The sequence below is a fragment of the Rummeliibacillus sp. JY-2-4R genome (genome assembly GCF_053847205.1).
The window spans coordinates 1893599-1911166 of sequence record NZ_CM132623.1 but is presented as its reverse complement, the minus strand read 5'-3'; the positions used below and the strand labels follow the sequence as shown (position 1 = coordinate 1911166).

Annotated in this window: 17 protein-coding genes, 1 tRNA gene and 2 riboswitches; of the genes, 2 read left to right on the top strand and 16 right to left on the bottom strand. The window is 32.8% G+C overall.

The annotated features are described in order from the left end of the window. Positions 1–577 precede the first annotated feature (577 nt). The 5 genes from ACWV26_RS09230 to ACWV26_RS09210 all read right to left on the bottom strand — a co-directional run bounded on the left by ACWV26_RS09230 (position 578) and on the right by ACWV26_RS09210 (position 5258). A complete protein-coding gene (locus ACWV26_RS09230) occupies positions 578–1078 on the bottom strand; it encodes a hypothetical protein (protein ID WP_455898046.1) in 501 nt (166 codons plus the stop codon). Positions 1079–1148: 70 nt separating this feature from the next. Then, positions 1149–2690 (bottom strand): NAD(P)H-hydrate dehydratase, encoded by a 1542-nt coding sequence (locus ACWV26_RS09225; protein ID WP_455898045.1) that lies wholly within the window; start codon positions 2688–2690, stop codon positions 1149–1151. Between the two features lie 17 nt (positions 2691–2707). Then, entirely contained in the window at positions 2708–3700 is a 993-nt protein-coding gene (locus ACWV26_RS09220) for a S66 family peptidase (RefSeq protein WP_455898044.1), read from the bottom strand. A 156-nt stretch (positions 3701–3856) separates the two neighbouring features. After that, positions 3857–4480 carry a hypothetical protein gene (locus ACWV26_RS09215; RefSeq protein ID WP_455898043.1) on the bottom strand — a complete coding sequence of 208 codons (624 nt, stop codon included), beginning with the start codon at positions 4478–4480 and terminating at the stop codon, positions 3857–3859. 454 nt (positions 4481–4934) lie between these two features. After that, complete coding sequence (locus ACWV26_RS09210) at positions 4935–5258, bottom strand: hypothetical protein (RefSeq protein ID WP_455898042.1); 324 nt, start codon at positions 5256–5258, stop codon at positions 4935–4937. 597 nt (positions 5259–5855) lie between these two features. Here ACWV26_RS09210 and ACWV26_RS09205 point away from each other — a divergent pair. Then, positions 5856–6251, top strand: coding sequence for a spore coat protein (locus tag ACWV26_RS09205; protein WP_455898041.1), 396 nt, complete (start codon positions 5856–5858; stop codon positions 6249–6251). Positions 6252–6849: 598 nt separating this feature from the next. Here ACWV26_RS09205 and ACWV26_RS09200 read toward each other — a convergent pair. Continuing rightward, a tRNA-Thr gene (locus tag ACWV26_RS09200) sits at positions 6850–6920 on the bottom strand. A 111-nt stretch (positions 6921–7031) separates the two neighbouring features. After that, the gene (locus ACWV26_RS09195; RefSeq protein ID WP_455898040.1) at positions 7032–7463 is read right to left on the bottom strand and encodes a DUF4395 domain-containing protein; all 432 of its coding nucleotides are present in this window, start codon (positions 7461–7463) and stop codon (positions 7032–7034) included. A 200-nt stretch (positions 7464–7663) separates the two neighbouring features. On the opposite strand from ACWV26_RS09195, the gene ACWV26_RS09190 reads away from it, so the two are divergent. Next, positions 7664–8266 (top strand): TcaA NTF2-like domain-containing protein, encoded by a 603-nt coding sequence (locus ACWV26_RS09190; RefSeq protein WP_455898039.1) that lies wholly within the window; start codon positions 7664–7666, stop codon positions 8264–8266. Positions 8267–8305: 39 nt separating this feature from the next. Here the strand turns inward: ACWV26_RS09190 and ACWV26_RS09185 are convergent, their stop codons facing one another. From ACWV26_RS09185 to ACWV26_RS09145, 9 genes are all read right to left on the bottom strand, one after another. Continuing rightward, complete coding sequence (locus tag ACWV26_RS09185; RefSeq protein WP_455898038.1) at positions 8306–9400, bottom strand: ABC transporter substrate-binding protein; 1095 nt, start codon at positions 9398–9400, stop codon at positions 8306–8308. Between the two features lie 282 nt (positions 9401–9682). Then, positions 9683–10429, bottom strand: coding sequence for an ABC transporter ATP-binding protein (locus tag ACWV26_RS09180; protein ID WP_455898212.1), 747 nt, complete (start codon positions 10427–10429; stop codon positions 9683–9685). 37 nt (positions 10430–10466) lie between these two features. After that, a complete protein-coding gene (locus ACWV26_RS09175; RefSeq protein WP_455898037.1) occupies positions 10467–11288 on the bottom strand; it encodes an ABC transporter permease in 822 nt (273 codons plus the stop codon). A gap of 145 nt (positions 11289–11433) precedes the next feature. Next, complete coding sequence (locus ACWV26_RS09170; protein WP_455898036.1) at positions 11434–11586, bottom strand: YpzG family protein; 153 nt, start codon at positions 11584–11586, stop codon at positions 11434–11436. Positions 11587–11644: 58 nt separating this feature from the next. Further along, positions 11645–12097, bottom strand: a complete 453-nt coding sequence (locus ACWV26_RS09165; protein WP_455898035.1) for a hypothetical protein — start codon at positions 12095–12097, stop codon at positions 11645–11647. Between the two features lie 1590 nt (positions 12098–13687). After that, on the bottom strand, positions 13688–14155 hold the full coding sequence (gene ribH, locus ACWV26_RS09160) for a 6,7-dimethyl-8-ribityllumazine synthase (RefSeq protein WP_455898034.1): 468 nt from the start codon (positions 14153–14155) through the stop codon (positions 13688–13690). A gap of 11 nt (positions 14156–14166) precedes the next feature. Continuing rightward, entirely contained in the window at positions 14167–15357 is a 1191-nt protein-coding gene (locus ACWV26_RS09155; protein WP_455898033.1) for a bifunctional 3,4-dihydroxy-2-butanone-4-phosphate synthase/GTP cyclohydrolase II, read from the bottom strand. Between the two features lie 16 nt (positions 15358–15373). Beyond that, positions 15374–16012 carry a riboflavin synthase gene (gene ribE, locus ACWV26_RS09150; RefSeq protein WP_455898032.1) on the bottom strand — a complete coding sequence of 213 codons (639 nt, stop codon included), beginning with the start codon at positions 16010–16012 and terminating at the stop codon, positions 15374–15376. A 201-nt stretch (positions 16013–16213) separates the two neighbouring features. Beyond that, positions 16214–16344: riboswitch (FMN riboswitch) on the bottom strand. A 124-nt stretch (positions 16345–16468) separates the two neighbouring features. After that, positions 16469–16598, bottom strand: a riboswitch (FMN riboswitch). 120 nt (positions 16599–16718) lie between these two features. Further along, positions 16719–17468 (bottom strand): hypothetical protein, encoded by a 750-nt coding sequence (locus ACWV26_RS09145; protein ID WP_455898031.1) that lies wholly within the window; start codon positions 17466–17468, stop codon positions 16719–16721. Positions 17469–17568 lie beyond the last annotated feature (100 nt).

Below are 17568 nucleotides of genomic sequence, written 5' to 3'. Positions count from 1 at the left end.
TAAAAGTTGACAAATGGAGAAAATAATGATAAAATATAAAAGTACATACTTTGTTTAATGTAAAATTGTGTTACTATATAAATTTATCACAAATAATCCTTCTTTTCAATATGGATTATTTCCATAAAAAGAGCCTCAGTTATGATGAACTAACTGAAGCTCTTTTTTATTATGAAATTGATTGAATCTACTTAATCATTTTTTTGAAATTTTTATAAAAGAAACAAGTGAAATCAGAAAAATTGGAATGCAAAATAGTAAATAAGAAAATCCCTCAAATCCTCTTACTATTAAATAGCCATAAAAAGCTATGAAAACTGCCAACGCAATTGTAGTCAAAAAATAATAACGAATAAAAATTGACGTTACTCCTTTTCTCATTAGCAAAATTCCAATTAAATATAAAACTACTCCAACAATTAAACCAAACACAAAATACAAAAGAATGATGTGATTCACTCCTCAATTAATGGTTTTAGACTATTTCACAGGAAATAATTATAACATTTATTCCAAATTTTATAAATTCAATTCATTTTATACAAAAAGAGCAGATAGTCTTCACTTATATCTGCTCTTAATCTTGATTCTTGCTTATTTTGTCTTCATTTATATTTCCTAACTGCCATTCATTCTTTCTTCCAAAAAAACCAATTAAAAATGCACAAAGATGCAAAATTAAAAAGGTATTTTCATTAAAGTACCAACTATTTGTATAAGAATTGAATGCACCTTTTTGATATATAATCGATTGATGATTTCGCCAAGAACCACGCAATGCATCTAATGATTTTTGTATTAGTTGATATTCACCTGGAATACTGATCAAAAGAATAAGTGCGAATACTACGATAAATAACAAAGGCCTATTTAGTGGTTTCATCGCAAAATATTTTCTTCCAACTGTCCATGTGATAAACAAACTTAATAATAAAAAAGGAATTAAAACGATAAATGGGATAAATGCAATATTGCCGTTCTCCCAATCTTTTGTAGGCTCTAATGTAAAATAAAATTCAATAACCATAAAACCTAAAAATGTAATACCTAAAGATATGTACCATGCTAAATTCCGCAAGTTTATTCTCCTTCCAAAACATTAATCGTCAAATTTCGCAAATAGCATAGAATATATCTAATTTTTATTCTTAGAACATTTCATTTAGAATTTTCGGAATTCCTTCAATTACTGCATTTGGTGTGACACTGTAATGTGATAATTGATTTGCTTGTAATTCAGCAGCCTTTGCATGTAAGTAAGTGGCGCATACTAACGCTTGTTCTGCACTTGCACCTTGGCAGATGAATGATAGTATGATGCCAGTTAAAACATCTCCGCTACCACCCTTCCCTAAGGCATCATGACCAAAAGGATTAATCCATACTTTTCCTTCAGGTGTGGCTATGATTGAACGATGCCCTTTCAAAAGAACATATATATTATATTTTTGTGCAAATTGTTGTGCAATTTCTAATCTATTTGTTTCAATTTCTTTTACAGAAGTATTTAACAGCATAGCCATTTCACCAGGATGTGGTGTAATTAGAACTTGTCCTCTGTATTCTTTAACTAAGTCCAATTGGTCTTTTATGAAATAGAGCCCATCTGCATCAATAATGATTGATTGACTATTTAACCCTTTGAATAGATCTTTTACTAATTGTTCTCCACCTTCAAAGCGGCTAACTCCAGGTCCGAAAGCAATGGCATTGTATTTAGAAAAATCCATATGTGAAAAAGAGTTACTAGCAAAATGCCCTTCGTGATCTTCTAATGCTAAGTATAATGCTTCAGGGATTTGTACCGCTGTCAATGGATAATTATTTTCTGGTACTGCTAGTGAGACTAATCCAATCCCAGTGTGAAATGCTGCTTTGGCAGTATATATGGGCGCTCCAACATAGGGTTTTGAACCACCAATAACTAAACCATGACCAAATGTTCCCTTATGCCCATTCATTGGTCGTTTAGGTAACTGTGCAAATACATCACCAGTCGTGATCAATCTTGGTAACACAAGGTTTAGTTGTTGAACAAGAGATGTAGGGACAGATATATTAACCGCTTCCCATTTTCCAATATATTTTGGCCCTTCTTGTAAAAAGAAACCTTTTTTGGGTATTACAAAGGTAATTGTTTGATCAGCTTTAACTGCAAATTCTTCTACATACCCATCATCCGCCTGAAGTCCTGAAGGTATATCTACAGATAACACAAATGCAGTTGAATTATTGACCATTTGAATGACAGTGCGATACGGCTCACGTAATAAGCCAGTTGCTCCAGTACCAAGCATTGCATCAACAATTATTGTTGCATGTTCAATTTTCAAATTTAATTCTTCTATGTTTTCTTCAGTCAACTGGAAAAACGGCAATTTCCGATTTTGATAAATAGTGTAGTGAACAAGCGCATCACCTTTTAACTTCGAATCTTTAACCAGCAAACACATTTCAACATTTAAACCAATATCACACAATTTTCGTGCAATAACAAAACCATCTCCACCATTATTACCAGCACCTGCTAATACAAGTATTTTTGCATCATGATTATGCTCACAGTGTTGTAAAACTGTGGAAGCTACTGCTGTTCCTGCATTTTCCATTAGGACCGTTCCTGGTAGACCTAATGTTTCAATCGTATATTGATCCAGAGCATGTAAATCCCTTCGACCACCTATGTACATTCATTATCACTCCTTTGTTATAGCCAATTTTCTAATAAGGTTATCTTTTTCTCTGTTGCATTAAGTTCAACTTGCCGGCCAATAGGCATTGATTGTAAAGGATGTGTATGGCAAGAATCGAAATCTGCTAAAATTGGAATGTCACGTCCATCTAATTGCTCAAGTAATATTTCATAAGGTTTTCTGCTTGTCCTTAAATCATCATATTGTTCGTGTTTTCCAAGAATGATTCCAGATATCTTATCTAAAATCCCATGTAGTTTAAGCATCGCGAAGTTTTTTTCGATGATTGCAGCTGTTTTAGTCGTATCTTCTATTAATAATAAATCGCCCTCCAAAATTTCTGGAAAGTACTCTGTGCCAATCGTACCATACATTGTGTTAAGATTCCCACCTATTAGTCTACCTTTTGTCTTTCCATTTTGTACACAAATCCACTCGTTATTATACATCTTTTTTTCTGTTGTTTTTTCTAACCAATTTGCATGATCATCAGACCAAAACTTTGGCATAGGTATTGTATAAGGTGCTTGTACTTCAGCCATGAACATATTTTGAAAACTTTTAACCGTATCCTCAAGTAATGGAGGAAATTCACCAAGAGTTGAAGCAACAGAAGGACCATAAAAAACGGGTACACCTGTTTTAGTATATAATGCAAGTAAAATTGCAGTAATGTCCGATAACCCAATGACTATTTTGGGGTTATTTCGAAACGCTTCATAATCTATATACGGTAAGATGCTATTCGAATTTGTCCCACCAATTGATGGAATGATCATTTTAACATTAGGATTACGGAGAAGAGCATTTAACTCTTCAGCTCTTTCTTTAGGCGTACCCGACCTATAATAATCAGACTCACCAGTTAAATTTCCCTCTTTTACTATTAAACCCAGTGATTCAAGAACCCTCTTACCACGCTCATATCGAATATTTGCAGTGACTGTTGCAGGCTTTGAAGGTGAATAAACCCCCACCGTATCACCTTTTTTTAATGGTTGGAACATCAAAACCCTCTTTTCAAATTTAAACTTACTTCTATTATATAGGAAACTATTTAATTTTTATCCCTTACTTGTATTTTCTATGTCAAAAATAAAAATAACCTATTTTCTCTAAAGTAACGAGAAATGATAGGCTATTGTTTGGTATCTTTTCTTAGCTTAGCTATTCTTTTTAATATTTTTTAATAAGCCACCATCATCATAATACGTAATTTCCTCTATTTTACCATTTTCAGGTAATACAGCGACTCCTTTAACTTGATAATACTTTTCAGGATTCTTTCCTTTTTTATATTTGACTTTCACAATAAAATCAAAGTTTTTGTTATAATTTTTACTACGATTTACAGAAATATTATCAACTTTTATATGAATATCGCTTGATTGTAAGGTGTAACTAAAGGCTGTATTTGCAAAAAACTTTTCAAATCCAGCAGTTGTAAAGTATGGTTGGTATAAATCTTCTACATAATTATAAAGTTCACTACCATTCCAAGCTTTTAAAACTCTTTGACCATCAACTTTAGTAATATTCGCTGGATTTTGCACGATTTGATTGTACTTTTTCTTTGGACTAGAAAATTCAGATTTAAGAACATATTCAATAGATTTTATGCTTTTAGCATTGTCTTCGAGATAGTAGTCCGCACTCACTTCTTTTACTTTAGGTTTTTCTCTTGCATCATTACTTTGTGAGCAACCAGCAACTGTCAAAATCAGCGAAAAAAATAACCCCATATTCAAAATAATTTTTACTATCCTATATTGCTTTTTACTATTCATAGTTCATCACCTTTCAGCTATTATCAATTTTTTAATAAGAACAAATTCAATTTAAGTTGATCCTATAAATGAATAAATTGTATCTCATTTTTATGATCAGAACTTCAGAACTATCAATTTTGCTATTTTTTGTTTGTACATCATATTGATATTTACAGGTCATTATCATTACAGTATCTTTAAATTACTAGTAACTTTTGCAATGTTTTTGTAACAATTATGTAATTTATTCTAAGAAACGGCTATATATAGGGATTTGATTTACAGTAAAAAATATTAAATTACTTCTTAAATTGATATCATTCATGGCTCGTTTTCCATTTTTCATTTAATCACAGTAAAAAACCCTTCTAATTAAAGAAGGGTTTTAACGTAATTTTTCAACTTTTGTATGAAACTCATAAATTTATACTTTTGTTAGTGATTTTTTTAAATGAATCTGGACTAGATTTCTTCAATGATGATGTTCTTCATGCTCATGATCATGTTCGCAGTCACATTGTTCAGGAATAACATATCCATCCAAGACAAGCTCAACTTCATCACCCGTATCATCAATACCAATCGTGACATCTTTCAAATCCTCTACTACTGCTGGTTCTATCGCTATTTTCACATTATCTACAATTTTTATTTGATCGTCTGCTTGAGCAGGTTCAAATTCAGCAGTTAAAACGGGGTGACAACAACCAGCTAAATTGTAAAAACGCAATGTATCCTCGCCTTTTTCAACCATTTCTTTCTTAAAAAAATCTGCGGCTTGTTCTGTCATTTGCATTTCATCCACCTCCATCATTTGAAAATCTTATCACAATAGCACTATTGTTGCCATCTGCATTTTCATTCATACATATAATTGAATAAAGCTTGCACAAAAAAATTGGATTTGATAACTGACATGGACGGTCTATTTAAAATAGTTGAAGTTGAGGAAAATCAAATTAAATACTCTTCTAAATTTGCATCAACAAAACGGTATAATAGCACTATTTATAGTTACATCCCAAGCGTAAAATCACTAATCATGGTTCTAAAGGTAATTATTGCAATTAATAGAATTACGATAATTTTACTTTCTTCTATTTGAAAAGTTGAAAACTCATACCACTTCTTATTTATATTCTTCTTCATTTTCTATTTCTTCTACTTATATATCAGCCAGCGAATGTATAGACATCATTATTCTGGAGTCGATTTTAACTTTCGGGAAAATATTCGCTCGGATTATTTCAAATAGTTATTTAATCATATTAGCTTACAAAACTAATTTCTAACATAATTAATAGTTACCAAGATATTGGTCCATAGTTTTTTACTATTTTTGAATAATCTATGAAAGGAAGACAAAATAAAATTAAAAGGAGAAGATGTATTTATGTCAAGTTATGATAAAGATAGACAATTTTCACAACATACTGGAAATAATATAGAAGTAAATCAAATGGAGCATCAAGGGTTAATTATTCGAAATTCTCATACTGTTGATGTAACACAAACGGAAGTTCAAGGTCTTCTTTTAGTTCAAGCTGCACTACAAGCTGCTATCGAAGCTGTAATTACAGTACTAGGTTCAGATGAAAATGCTGATGTTAAAAATCTTCAAAAAATAGCACAAAGTTTAGAAGTTACTCAAGTTGAATCACAAAGAGTTGCTATTATTGATTCTGATGGAATAACAGTTAGACAAACGGAAGTTCAAATTGATGTAGTAATTCAAGCAGCAATCCAATTACTAGCTTCGTTAGTTTTAAAAATTGGTAATAATGGTTAAGAAAAGATTCTACCTTTGATTTTACAATACTACTAATTAACCTTATGAGCCATCATATAATTTGGATGGCTTTTTAGCCATTCTTGATGCACAATATGATTCAAATTATCAATATCTCCCCGTTTTACTGAACCCACTGAACTAAATCTATTTTGGAAACGTTTATCATAATCTTTTAAGCAACTTCGTTCCATGAAATAATAGTCGTTGCTGCTAAATTAGACAAATGTCACAATGTATCCCCTCTAACTAATCCATTTAACATACTTGCACGATAGTATTGTTCTTTATAGGTATAACAATTTATTATGTGTCAGAAAGATTAAGCCATAAAGATATTCAGAAAAAATTAAATTATTATAATCATTATTAAAAGAACTTCGTACAAGAAAGGATACGAAATCTTTATAAGTATTCCAAGAAAAGATGTTGTAACTTGTGTAGTATGTGTAATATTTGTGTAGTGTTTTAACTAAAATAGCCTTAAAATAGCCTCACTCGTGCTAATTAACATAAAACAAAAATCCTCATAAACATTGATAAATCAACATTTACAAGGATTTTAAAAATTATTAAATTAACCAAAAATGCTACATTATGCCGACTAAGAGAATCGAACTCTTATCAGTGGATTACGAGACCACCGTTCTACCATTAAACTAAATCGGCAAATGACTTAAAGTGTTTATCAAGTACATAAATTATTGTAGCACTTTTCAGGGAAACATGCTAGGCTTTAATGAAAAAATTTTATTGATATATTATTTTTATTCATAATAGTTATGAATGAAAAGATTTCTTCAATTTGTATCGGAACTGATTAAGTTGGAAAAAGATGAAACAACCGATACAGAATCCCAATATAGCAATACCGCTTGCTAATGCTACCATCACTGTAAACACATACCCCATTACAGGTTTATCCATTTCAAATCCAATGTATCCTAAAAGCAAACAAGTTATTGCAATGCATGAATTAAATTTTTGTTGAACGATATCTTCAGGGATATAGGCTGATGGTTTTTTCTTTAAAAATAATCGCCCCAACTTCATAAATGGATTAAAGTTAAAAAATAGCCCCATTAAATTGGCGATTAAAGGAATCAATAAAATGTTAGGTTGATGTAATACCCACATAGTTATTGTACTTATTAAAATAACCCATTGGTTCACTCGAACTAAAGGCCTTGGTATAGAAATTGGTTTCTCCATTATAAACCAACCTTTCTTATATGATTACTAATTATAATACTCTTTTTTTCAAAAATAAAAAAGGTTTAGGTTTCATTTTCAAAAAAATGTTTATTATTATTCTATACTACAATTTAATAAGACAAATTTCTTCCAGACTATTAACTTTGTAGCAAATAATGTATGATAAGGATAAACTGCCATTGAAAGAGGGGCCGATAATGAATAAATGGAAGCTTATCAGTTCAATATGTTTAACAGCTTCTTTGATAGTCGGTTGTGGAAATAATACGCAGAAAAATTCAGAAGAACCAAAAGTAACAGAAGCTTTCACTACCGAAACACCGACTATTGATGACACTAGCCAATCTAAAGGAAATACAACAACTACAACAACTGATCAAAAACAAGAGGTAGAAGTTACTGGTCAAAAAATGTCAGCTGCGGAGCAACAAAAACTTTCTGATTTTATTGCAATGTACCCAGTAACATATGCCGAAGCATTGCACACCGGAGATTTCTCTCCATTAGCCAATGAATATATCATGCATGATACAAAATTGTATGAAGATTTATTAGCCGAAATCCCTGAAAAACACAAGCAAGGAATTCAGGAAGAAGTGAATAAAGTAGAAATCTTATCTATTAATCGAAGTGCCGATACTGATTTTACCGTTACCACAAAAGAAGTTATAGCAGAAATAAAAAGTGGAAGCAAAAAAATGAAAGAGTTTAAACGTCAATATAAAGTGTATTACAATTTTGTTGAAGACGATGAATCGAATAGTTTCTTTCAGATATCAGATATAAAAGAAATTAAATAGTAAAAAAGGGAGTAAGCGAAATTTGCCTACTCCCTTTTTTTATTTGTAGCTACCTAATATTTTCACAGCTTCTTCTGTAACAGAGGTATCAATCGCTTTATCGAAATCGAATTCCCCTTTCGTTGCACCATTGGCTTTATACATTTCATATTGATTGCGAATATCATCAACCCGCATAGTACCATTTGGATCAAGACCTGTTACATACACTTTATCCCATAAAGCTGGATCTTTTAATGCTGTATACTTGGTCATGATGTTAACTATTTCTGCCTTACCTTTTCCTTTAGTAAATGCGTCATTGTAATCTCTAACTCCTTTTAAGTATGCAAGCATAAAACGAAGAGATACATCTTTTTCATCATTCATAAACTTAGGGGAAGCTAAAACTAACGCAATTTGTGAATCTGGTGCGAAATCAGTCGCATCACCAAAGCGCTGTAAAATTCCTTTACTTACTCCTTGAGCGATTAATGGTTCAATACAAAGTGCTACATCAATTGATCCGTTTTCTAAAGCACCCAGCATACTTCCAAAATCATTCATGATTACGGTTTTCACATCTTTTTCAGTTAATCCTGCATGCTTTAACATTAACTGATAGATATAACCGTCTATTGAATTCTTGGAAGAAATGGCTATTTTTTTACCTTTAAAATCTGAATAGTCTTTAATGACATCTTTCATTTTTTTACTAATAACGAAAGTAAAGTAAGACTTACCAGGCATATTATGGCCTTTATCCCCAACGATTTTAACATCTATTCCTTGTGCAATTGCATTAAAGAATGATGCTGTTGAAATACCTCCAGCGATATCTACTTCTCCAGCAGCAAGAGCAGGGAGCATATCATCACTATTCGCAAATTGGGCAAATTCTACTTCAATATTATAGTCAGCAAAATACCCCTTCTCATTAGCAATATAAAAACCTGCACCAGATGCAGCTCCATCTTCCGCAATTACTACTTTAGTTTTCTTATCTAGTGGTGCTAAATCTCCTGATTTGTTTTCTTTATTTACTTCATTGTCAACGTTCGAATTTGGCTTTGTTCCATTACCAGAACATGCAGTGATGAACATAGCTAGCAAAATTAATGGAATCACTAACCCCTTTTTTAGCCATTTCGCCATTTACATCCCCCTTTTTAAAGTGATACTCCAATCAGTGATGGGTTTTTCCCACGCTAATTGCCAGTCTCGTTCTACTGTCGCTAAGATTGCAAGCCAACGCTTGCAATCAAACGACAGTTCGAACCTGATTGGTTCAACTAACCTTCTGCTAACGATCGGTAAGTATCACTGTACTCTCACCAATCGGGCATTTATAGGAATTTTCTTCCACCAATGCTTCTTTTTATTTTCTAAGGCCTTGAGATGAAAATCAAAAGCCAGTTGATGTGAGATAAACCTTAATTACTTTCTAGATTTTTGCACTTCTTCATGCAAGTGCTTTAAAATATCGATAAAATGTTCGGTTGTTTGTTTATTTGCCCGAATTTGTTCAATATTTCGAGGCCTTGGTAAGTCATTTTTAATTTCTTTAATAATTTTGCCTGGTTGTGCACTCATTAATAAAATACGATCGCTTAGCAATAATGCTTCATCAATGCTATGTGTTATAAATAATACGGTTTTCTTTGTTTCTTCCCAAATAGAGAGAAGTTCTTCTTGCAGTATAAACTTGTTTTGCTCATCTAAAGCTGCAAACGGTTCATCCATTAACAAGATTTCTGGATCATTCGCAAAAGCACGCGCAATACTTACACGCTGTTTCATCCCCCCTGACAATTCTTTCGGATAGAGTTTAGAAAACTTTTCAAGCCCTACTTTCTTAATATAGTAATCTGTTCTTTCTTTAATATAATCTTGCGGTAAATGCCTCATCTTAAGACCAAACGCTACGTTTTCCTCAACGGTAAGCCAAGGAATAATACCCCGTTCTTGAAAAACCATTGATTGAAGTGGCCTATTTTTCTTCTCTTGAATAATCTCAAATTCACCAACACTACTCGTTTCTAACCCCGCTAATATACGAAGCAAAGTTGTTTTTCCGCAACCACTAGGACCCACAATACAAACAAATTCACCTTCTGAAATATCTAATGAGACATGATCAAGAGCCGTGACACTACTATTTTTCTTGTAAAATACTTTTGTCATATTCTTAATTGAAATTTTCTTTAGCTCTTCCAATGATTCACCTCCAAGGAAGAATTTTCTTTTGTAAATATCGAAGTATTAATGAGAATAAATAGCCAAAAAATGAAATAAGTATGAGCCCGACAAACATCTCTTGCAATAAGAATGCTTTATAGGAGGTCCATATTAAATAGCCAATACCTGAAGTTGCCCCCATCATTTCTGCAGCAACAATTGTTAACAATGCAATCGCCTGCCCCATTTGAATCCCTTCCATCATTACCGGTAAAGAACCCGGAAGAGCGATTTTAAAGAAAAAGTCTTTTGAATTAGCCCCATAGTTTTTCGCCACATCTAAATAAATGGAATCGATATTAATTACACCAGCAGTAGTATTAATCACAACTGGAAAAAATACGCTCCCAGCTATTGTTACTACTTTTGAAAAATCACCAATACCAAATAATATGATGATGATTGGCAAAAGAGCTAAGGTAGGGATTGGCATGAGTGCCATCACTACAGGTGAGATGAAATGTCTGATTGGAGAATATAAACCCATCAATAAACCAATTACTACACCAGGTATAACGCCTAATAAGAAACCTGCAAATATCCGGTATAGTGATATCCAAATATGATGGAATAATTCTCCACTAATAGCCATGGTATAGAAGGTGTGTAAAATTGCGGTTGGCGGCGGGAAGAAACGCACATCAAGTAAATCAGTTCTAGACAAAAACTCCCATAACAGTAAGAGAAAAATAGGTGAAGCGATTGTAAGCATCTGCTTCATTCGTTCATTTAATCTTCTCTTTTTCCATTCCTGTTGTTCAATTTCGACAGGGTTATGGCTCTTAGTATTTTTTTCGTCTCCCATTCTTCACCACCTCTTCAATAAATGATATGTATTTGTATGTTAAAGTGTGTCGATTGCCTATTAATGATTGGCCATAATAAAAAGTCACATAAGTAGTAACTACTTATGTGACTTCCAAATTGATTACACTAATCCTTCATGAAGATTAAAATTGCCGAGCTTTCGCTTCACTTTTCAAGATTCGGTTATGGAGAGTAAGCTCCGATTGACCGTTCACTTGAGATTTTGCATGCTTTACTCGAGTCCAGAGCTGATGAACTTTCTGAGATTTTGGATCTAAATGATCTGGGTTACCCATAACTTTCATCCTCCTTACATGATAGGATTTCAAAAGTGAAATCGAATATAGTATGGGGTTAACTACTCAATATATACGTGGTCTTAAAAAATTTTTTATAAGATTTTACACTATCCAATAAGATATAACCAAAGACAATTCCCGCAATTGTTGTTAAAGTTGTCTTAGCTTGACCTAGCGAAAGAAATTGCTCTACAAATAATAATCGATCTGCAAATGATGTGTATGCTAAATACGGTAAAATTACAATATAAAGAACTGGAATTGCAATGCCAATAATTTTAACCCAATCAAAACTCCATTTCTTTTTCCCTTTATTTTCAAAAATAAATCGAGGAAGACGAAGTAATATTCCAACGAATATTGGAAAAATATATGTAAAAATCATTATTGATAATATGTCGTATGACATTTCTGATTGTTGTTCTAAAAATTTCTCTAGTCTTAAACCACAATAAATTAAAAAACTAATGATTATTATCCAAGTTATATACCAGAAGAAGCGTTTCATACCCATTTCCTCCTATTTAGGCAATCGAATATCAATTATCGCTTATCATTAATAACAATATTTTCCTATAAATGATATACAAAAGCAATACTAATGTCGATTACTAATATAAATTACAAAATATTACCAAATACTATTAAAATGGGTTAGCCTTATCTTGGGTATTTGTTTATAAAATAAAAAACCCGGAAAATGAATTCCGGGTTCGATTTCACTAAATCCTTTATGGCGATTAATTTGTTCAAGCTTTTGCGTTTTAAACCATTTAACATAGCACACAGTAGATGAAACTTCAATGACATTTATGAACAAAGTTCTAAACGCTCACTGGTTTTCACCCTCCTGATCATAAAAGTATAACCTTTTATGATGATTTAATCGTTATGCTTTCGCACCTTACTCAGACTCTATCCACGGGACTTCACTCCGTTTCTCTTCACCTGAGAAATTTTAACGAATTTTCATCTGGCCCTAAGAATGAATTCTCCTAGAGTATTTGGCACTTTTTTGGCGGTTTACCCATTTGAATTCTTCCCTCCATTATGTTAGATAATGTTATCTTTCATAATGATTAAATTGTTTTGCATTTGCTTATAAAACTCTAGACCTGATCCACGGGACTTCACTCCGTTTCTTATGATCCTTGAGATTTTTAACGCCTTAATCTTGGTAGATCGTGTCTACTCACCTGGACTTGGTTCACCCATAGGATTAACCCCTCCTACCAATAAAGGATTTGTTTAGTGAAATCTAAACATAGTATAGCCCGTCTTACACTTTTCCATACGAGTATACCCGAAGAAATATTTCATTCCATTTCCCCCTCGTATATTAGGTATTGAATGTAATTTTGTTTATCATTAATAACAATATTTTCCTATATATCTATACAACAGCAATACTAATATCGAATACTTTATAATGAAAATTTCCACTTTGATTTTTGCATAAACATAACAAAAACCCGGAAAATGAATTCCGGGTTTGATTTCACTAAGCCCTTTATGGCGATTAATTTGTTCAAGCTTTTTGCGTTTTAAAACATTTAACATGGCACACAGTAGATGAAGCTTCAATGAGTTTTACGAACAAAGTTCTAAACGCTCACTGGTTTTCACCCTCCTGATCATAAAAGTATAGCCTTTTATGACGATTTTATCGTTATGCTTTCGCACCTTACTCAGACTTTATCCACGGGACTTCACTCCGTTTCTCTCACCTGAGAAATTTTAACGAATTTTTATCTGGCCCTAAGAATGAATTCTCCTAGAGTATTTGGCACTTTTTTGGCGGTTTACCCATTTGAATTCTTCCCTCCATTATGCTAGATAATGTTATCTTTCATAATGATTAAATTGTTTTGCATTTGCTTATAAAACTCTAGACCTGATCCACGGGACTTCACTCCGTTTCTTATGATCCTTGAGATTTTTAACGCCTTAATCTTGGTAGATCGTATCTACTCACCTGGACTTGGTTCACCCATAGGATTAACCCCTCCTACCAATAAAGGACTTGTTAAGTGAAATCTAAACATAGTGTAGCCCGTGGCACACGATTTATTCACTTTGCTAAAAAAATTTTTAAAAGTTATTCGAACATGCGGCTTAAATTAGCCATTTCAATTGCTGAAACTGCAGCATCATAGCCTTTGTTACCTGATTTTGTTCCAGAACGTTCGATTGCTTGTTCAATATTTTCAGTAGTAACGATTCCGAACATAACTGGCACACCAGATGTTAATCCTACATTTGCAATTCCTTTTGCTGTTTCGTTACAAACATAATCATAATGAGTTGTTGCGCCACGAATAACAGTACCTAAACCGATAATCGCATCATATTTTTTGGTTTCGACCATTTTTTTCGCGATAAATGGTACTTCAAATGCACCAGGAACCCAAGCAATATCAATATCCTCTTCTGATACACCATGTCGTTTTAAGCCATCCATTGCACCAGTTAATAATTTACCTGTCAAAAATTCATTGAATCTTCCTACTACAACGCCGATTTTTAATCCTGTACCAATTAATTGTGCTTCAAATGTTTGTCCCATTACACTCACTCCTATGCTAAAATATGTCTCATTTTTGATTTTTTCGTTTCAAGATACTTTTCATTTTCTGGTTCTGCTGGAATTTCAACTGGTACACGTTCTACAACTTCAATTCCGTATTTTGTTAACCCTTCAATTTTGGCAGGATTATTTGTCATTAAGCGGATTTTCGTAATACCTAAATCGCGAAGCATTTGTGCACTTAAACCATAATCACGCATTTCTGCAGGGAAACCAAGATGAATATTTGCTTCAACTGTGTCGTATCCTTGCTCTTGCAGTTCATATGCTTTTAATTTGTTAAGTAATCCAATACCTCTACCCTCTTGACGCATGTATAGCACAACACCACTACCTGCTTCTTCAATCATTTCTAATGATTTGTGCAATTGTGGACCACAATCACAGCGTTTAGAGTGGAAAATATCACCTGTTAAACATTCCGAATGTATACGCACAAGTGGTGCTATATCATTTTGAGGATTTCCTTTTACAATAGCGATATGCTCTTTATCATTAACGCGATTTGAATAACCAATCATTTGAAACTCTCCAAATGATGTAGGCATTTTTACAGATGCAACTCTATCTATTAGTAGTTCATTTTGATTGCGAAAACTGATTAAATCTGCAATAGTAACAAATTTCAAGTTATGTTCCTTGGCGATTTCATGTAATTGTGGAACTCTGGCCATTTCACCATTATCAAGCATTATTTCACAAATAACACCAGCTGGAACTGATCCACATAATTTTGCAAAATCGACAGCAGCTTCAGTATGCCCTTGTCTTTCAAGTACACCGTTATCCTTTGCTATTAAAGGAAATACATGTCCTGGCCTACGAAAATCAGATCCAACAGAATTAGCATTCACTAATTGTAGAATGGTTTCCGAACGTTCAAAAGCACTGATTCCTGTTTCTGTTGTTTTGTAATCGACACTAACAGTAAATGCTGTATGATGATTATCTGTATTATTTTCTACCATCGGATTTAAATCTAATCGTTCTGCTAATGCTTTAGACATCGGAGTACAGATTAAACCACGTCCGTATTTTGCCATAAAATTAATGGTTTCTGGCGTTGCAAATTCTGCTAAAGCTAGAAAATCCCCTTCATTTTCGCGGTTTTCATCATCAACAACGATAATCATTTTACCTTGTTTTAAATCTTCAATCGCTTCTTCTATTGTATTAACCATTTTCAAAGCACCGCCTTTAAAATCCGTTTTCTTTTAAGAAATCCAGTGTAATTTTTGAATCTTCTTGTTTTCTTTCTAAGTTATTAATAACATACTTGCCGAGTAAATCATTTTCAATATTGACTACATCATGTTCTTTTTTAATTCCTAAAATGGTTTGATCAAACGTATGTGGAATAAGTGACACAGTAAGTTGAGTAGGCTTCACATCGAAAATGGTTAAACTAATCCCATCGATTGTGACAGACCCTTTTAACATGCAAAACATACTTAGTTCTTTGCTAATGCCAATATCAACATAAACGGCATTATCAAATTTCCGTTTTTTTAGAATCACTCCTGTACCATCAACATGCCCCGAAACAAAATGCCCGCCGAAGCGCCCATGTGCAGGCATTGCTCGTTCTAAATTTACATATTTACCATTTTGAAGCGACTGAATATTAGTGGCTTTTACGGTTTCAGGCATTACTTCAACTGTAAATTGGTCGCTTGAAAATGAAATAACGGTTAAGCAAACACCATTGACTGCAATACTATCACCTAAATGGACATCTTCAACAATCTTATTTGATTCGATTGTAAGTTGCATACTATGTGTCCCATTTTTAATTGCTTTTACTTTTCCTAAATCTTCTACAATTCCTGTGAACATTCAAATCACCTCTTTATCTATTTGTAAACTTGGATTTGATGTTTCAAAAATTACAAATTTTCAGTCACCGCCTCTGAAAAATTTTAAAACAAAAACTCCCATAGAAGAAGTTCCTTGGAAGTTTTGGGAGAATATGTAGCAAATGGTACAACAAAGAAACTTATTGAAGTGTATTTTTCAATAGTCTTTACCATTTCTAAAATCGTCCTTCTCCCATCCAGACTATACTGTCGGCTTTGGAATTGCACCAAATCCTGCCTAAAATAGGCTCACGGGCTTAGAATTTCTTCATCACCGTCGATTGGGAATTTCACCCTACCCCGAAGGACTACTTATTAAATTATATTAAAAAAAAGAAAAACCCATAGATTAGATCTACGGGGTGGTTTAAAGGTTTTATTGCCTCATCAAATAAACCTACGAAATCCAGTTTCGTAAGAATAGATTTAATGAACAAATATCCTTCTCTCATCCAGACTATACTGTCGGCTTTGGAATTGCACCAAATCCTACCTAAAAAGGCTCACGGGCTTAGAATTTCTTCATCACCGTCGATTGGGAATTTCACCCTACCCCGAAGGATTTATTAATCTATGAGCAAAGTATAGCACTATTTTTCAAAAAAATCACTACTTATTATATAAATTTTATTAATGAGTAACAAATCCCTATTAACTCTATATGTTTTATTAATTTTCTTTACTCATTAAACAACTTTATTTGAATGCTCATAACGTTTAATGATTACTTTATTTAAATGGTCCTGGCGTTTTATTAAAACGCTTATCATCTGGTGCCATTTTTTACATAGCTTTGATGCTTCTTCATATTCGTCACATTCTTTTGAAACTGGGTCTTCAGATTCTAAAAATACATATTCTATTATTGGATTACTTAAATCATCCACGACAATTTTCAAAGAAAGTTTTGATACACCATCTTCTATATCGTCTTCTATATCATCCTTTTTTTCTTCGGTTCCACTCTCATCTTTTTCAGGCTCCATAATATAAATTAATGAATTACCATTACCATCACTATCCAGCAGGGTACCTCCCAGTATTCCTCCCCGAGATATCAGAGCTTTTTGAATACCATCCTCTTCAATGGCTGTTTCAAAAATTTCATTGAATAGATATTCTTTCACATCAAACTCAGAGTCTGTATCTTCTCGATTTGCAACAAATAATGTCTGTGAGGCCTCGCCTATTAAAAGAGCATGTAAATAATCAGAAGAAATAGTAGATTGACTGTGAGGATACTGTTCTAGTATTTTTTCAGTGTCCTGCTTAATTTCCTCATTTCTTCTAATCTCAGCTAACTTTATTTGATGTGAACCCAATTTATAGAAGGTAAATGAAATTAATAGACAAAATAATTTTAAGGATAGCGCTGGAACAATAAAAGTAAAAATAAAAAATAGAGCACTTAAGAAAAGTAAAAATATTAATTGCATTCGAATCCCACCTTTTTGAAATAGTTATGATATGTACGTTGCAAACTAGTACCTTATATTTGTCATACTATTCATTGGAAATAGATTTCATGCTAAATAT

Excerpts from the sequence above, each read along its gene's own strand:
- ACWV26_RS09210 (WP_455898042.1), bottom strand. The coding sequence starts at position 5,258 with ATGCAAATGACAGAACAAGCCGCAGATTTTTTTAAGAAAGAAATGGTT.
- ACWV26_RS09175 (WP_455898037.1), bottom strand. The coding sequence starts at position 11,288 with ATGGGAGACGAAAAAAATACTAAGAGCCATAACCCTGTCGAAATTGAA.
- ACWV26_RS09195 (WP_455898040.1), bottom strand. The coding sequence starts at position 7,463 with ATGGAGAAACCAATTTCTATACCAAGGCCTTTAGTTCGAGTGAACCAA.
- ACWV26_RS09225 (WP_455898045.1), bottom strand. The coding sequence starts at position 2,690 with ATGTACATAGGTGGTCGAAGGGATTTACATGCTCTGGATCAATATACG.
- ACWV26_RS09215 (WP_455898043.1), bottom strand. The coding sequence starts at position 4,480 with ATGAATAGTAAAAAGCAATATAGGATAGTAAAAATTATTTTGAATATG.
- ACWV26_RS09155 (WP_455898033.1), bottom strand. The coding sequence starts at position 15,357 with ATGGTTAATACAATAGAAGAAGCGATTGAAGATTTAAAACAAGGTAAA.
- ACWV26_RS09185 (WP_455898038.1), bottom strand. The coding sequence starts at position 9,400 with ATGGCGAAATGGCTAAAAAAGGGGTTAGTGATTCCATTAATTTTGCTA.
- ACWV26_RS09205 (WP_455898041.1), top strand. The coding sequence starts at position 5,856 with ATGTCAAGTTATGATAAAGATAGACAATTTTCACAACATACTGGAAAT.
- ACWV26_RS09170 (WP_455898036.1), bottom strand. The coding sequence starts at position 11,586 with ATGGGTAACCCAGATCATTTAGATCCAAAATCTCAGAAAGTTCATCAG.
- ACWV26_RS09165 (WP_455898035.1), bottom strand. The coding sequence starts at position 12,097 with ATGAAACGCTTCTTCTGGTATATAACTTGGATAATAATCATTAGTTTT.
- ACWV26_RS09180 (WP_455898212.1), bottom strand. The coding sequence starts at position 10,429 with ATGACAAAAGTATTTTACAAGAAAAATAGTAGTGTCACGGCTCTTGAT.
- ACWV26_RS09220 (WP_455898044.1), bottom strand. The coding sequence starts at position 3,700 with ATGTTCCAACCATTAAAAAAAGGTGATACGGTGGGGGTTTATTCACCT.
- ACWV26_RS09190 (WP_455898039.1), top strand. The coding sequence starts at position 7,664 with ATGAATAAATGGAAGCTTATCAGTTCAATATGTTTAACAGCTTCTTTG.
- ribE (WP_455898032.1), bottom strand. The coding sequence starts at position 16,012 with ATGTTCACAGGAATTGTAGAAGATTTAGGAAAAGTAAAAGCAATTAAA.
- ACWV26_RS09145 (WP_455898031.1), bottom strand. The coding sequence starts at position 17,468 with ATGCAATTAATATTTTTACTTTTCTTAAGTGCTCTATTTTTTATTTTT.
- ribH (WP_455898034.1), bottom strand. The coding sequence starts at position 14,155 with ATGGGACAAACATTTGAAGCACAATTAATTGGTACAGGATTAAAAATC.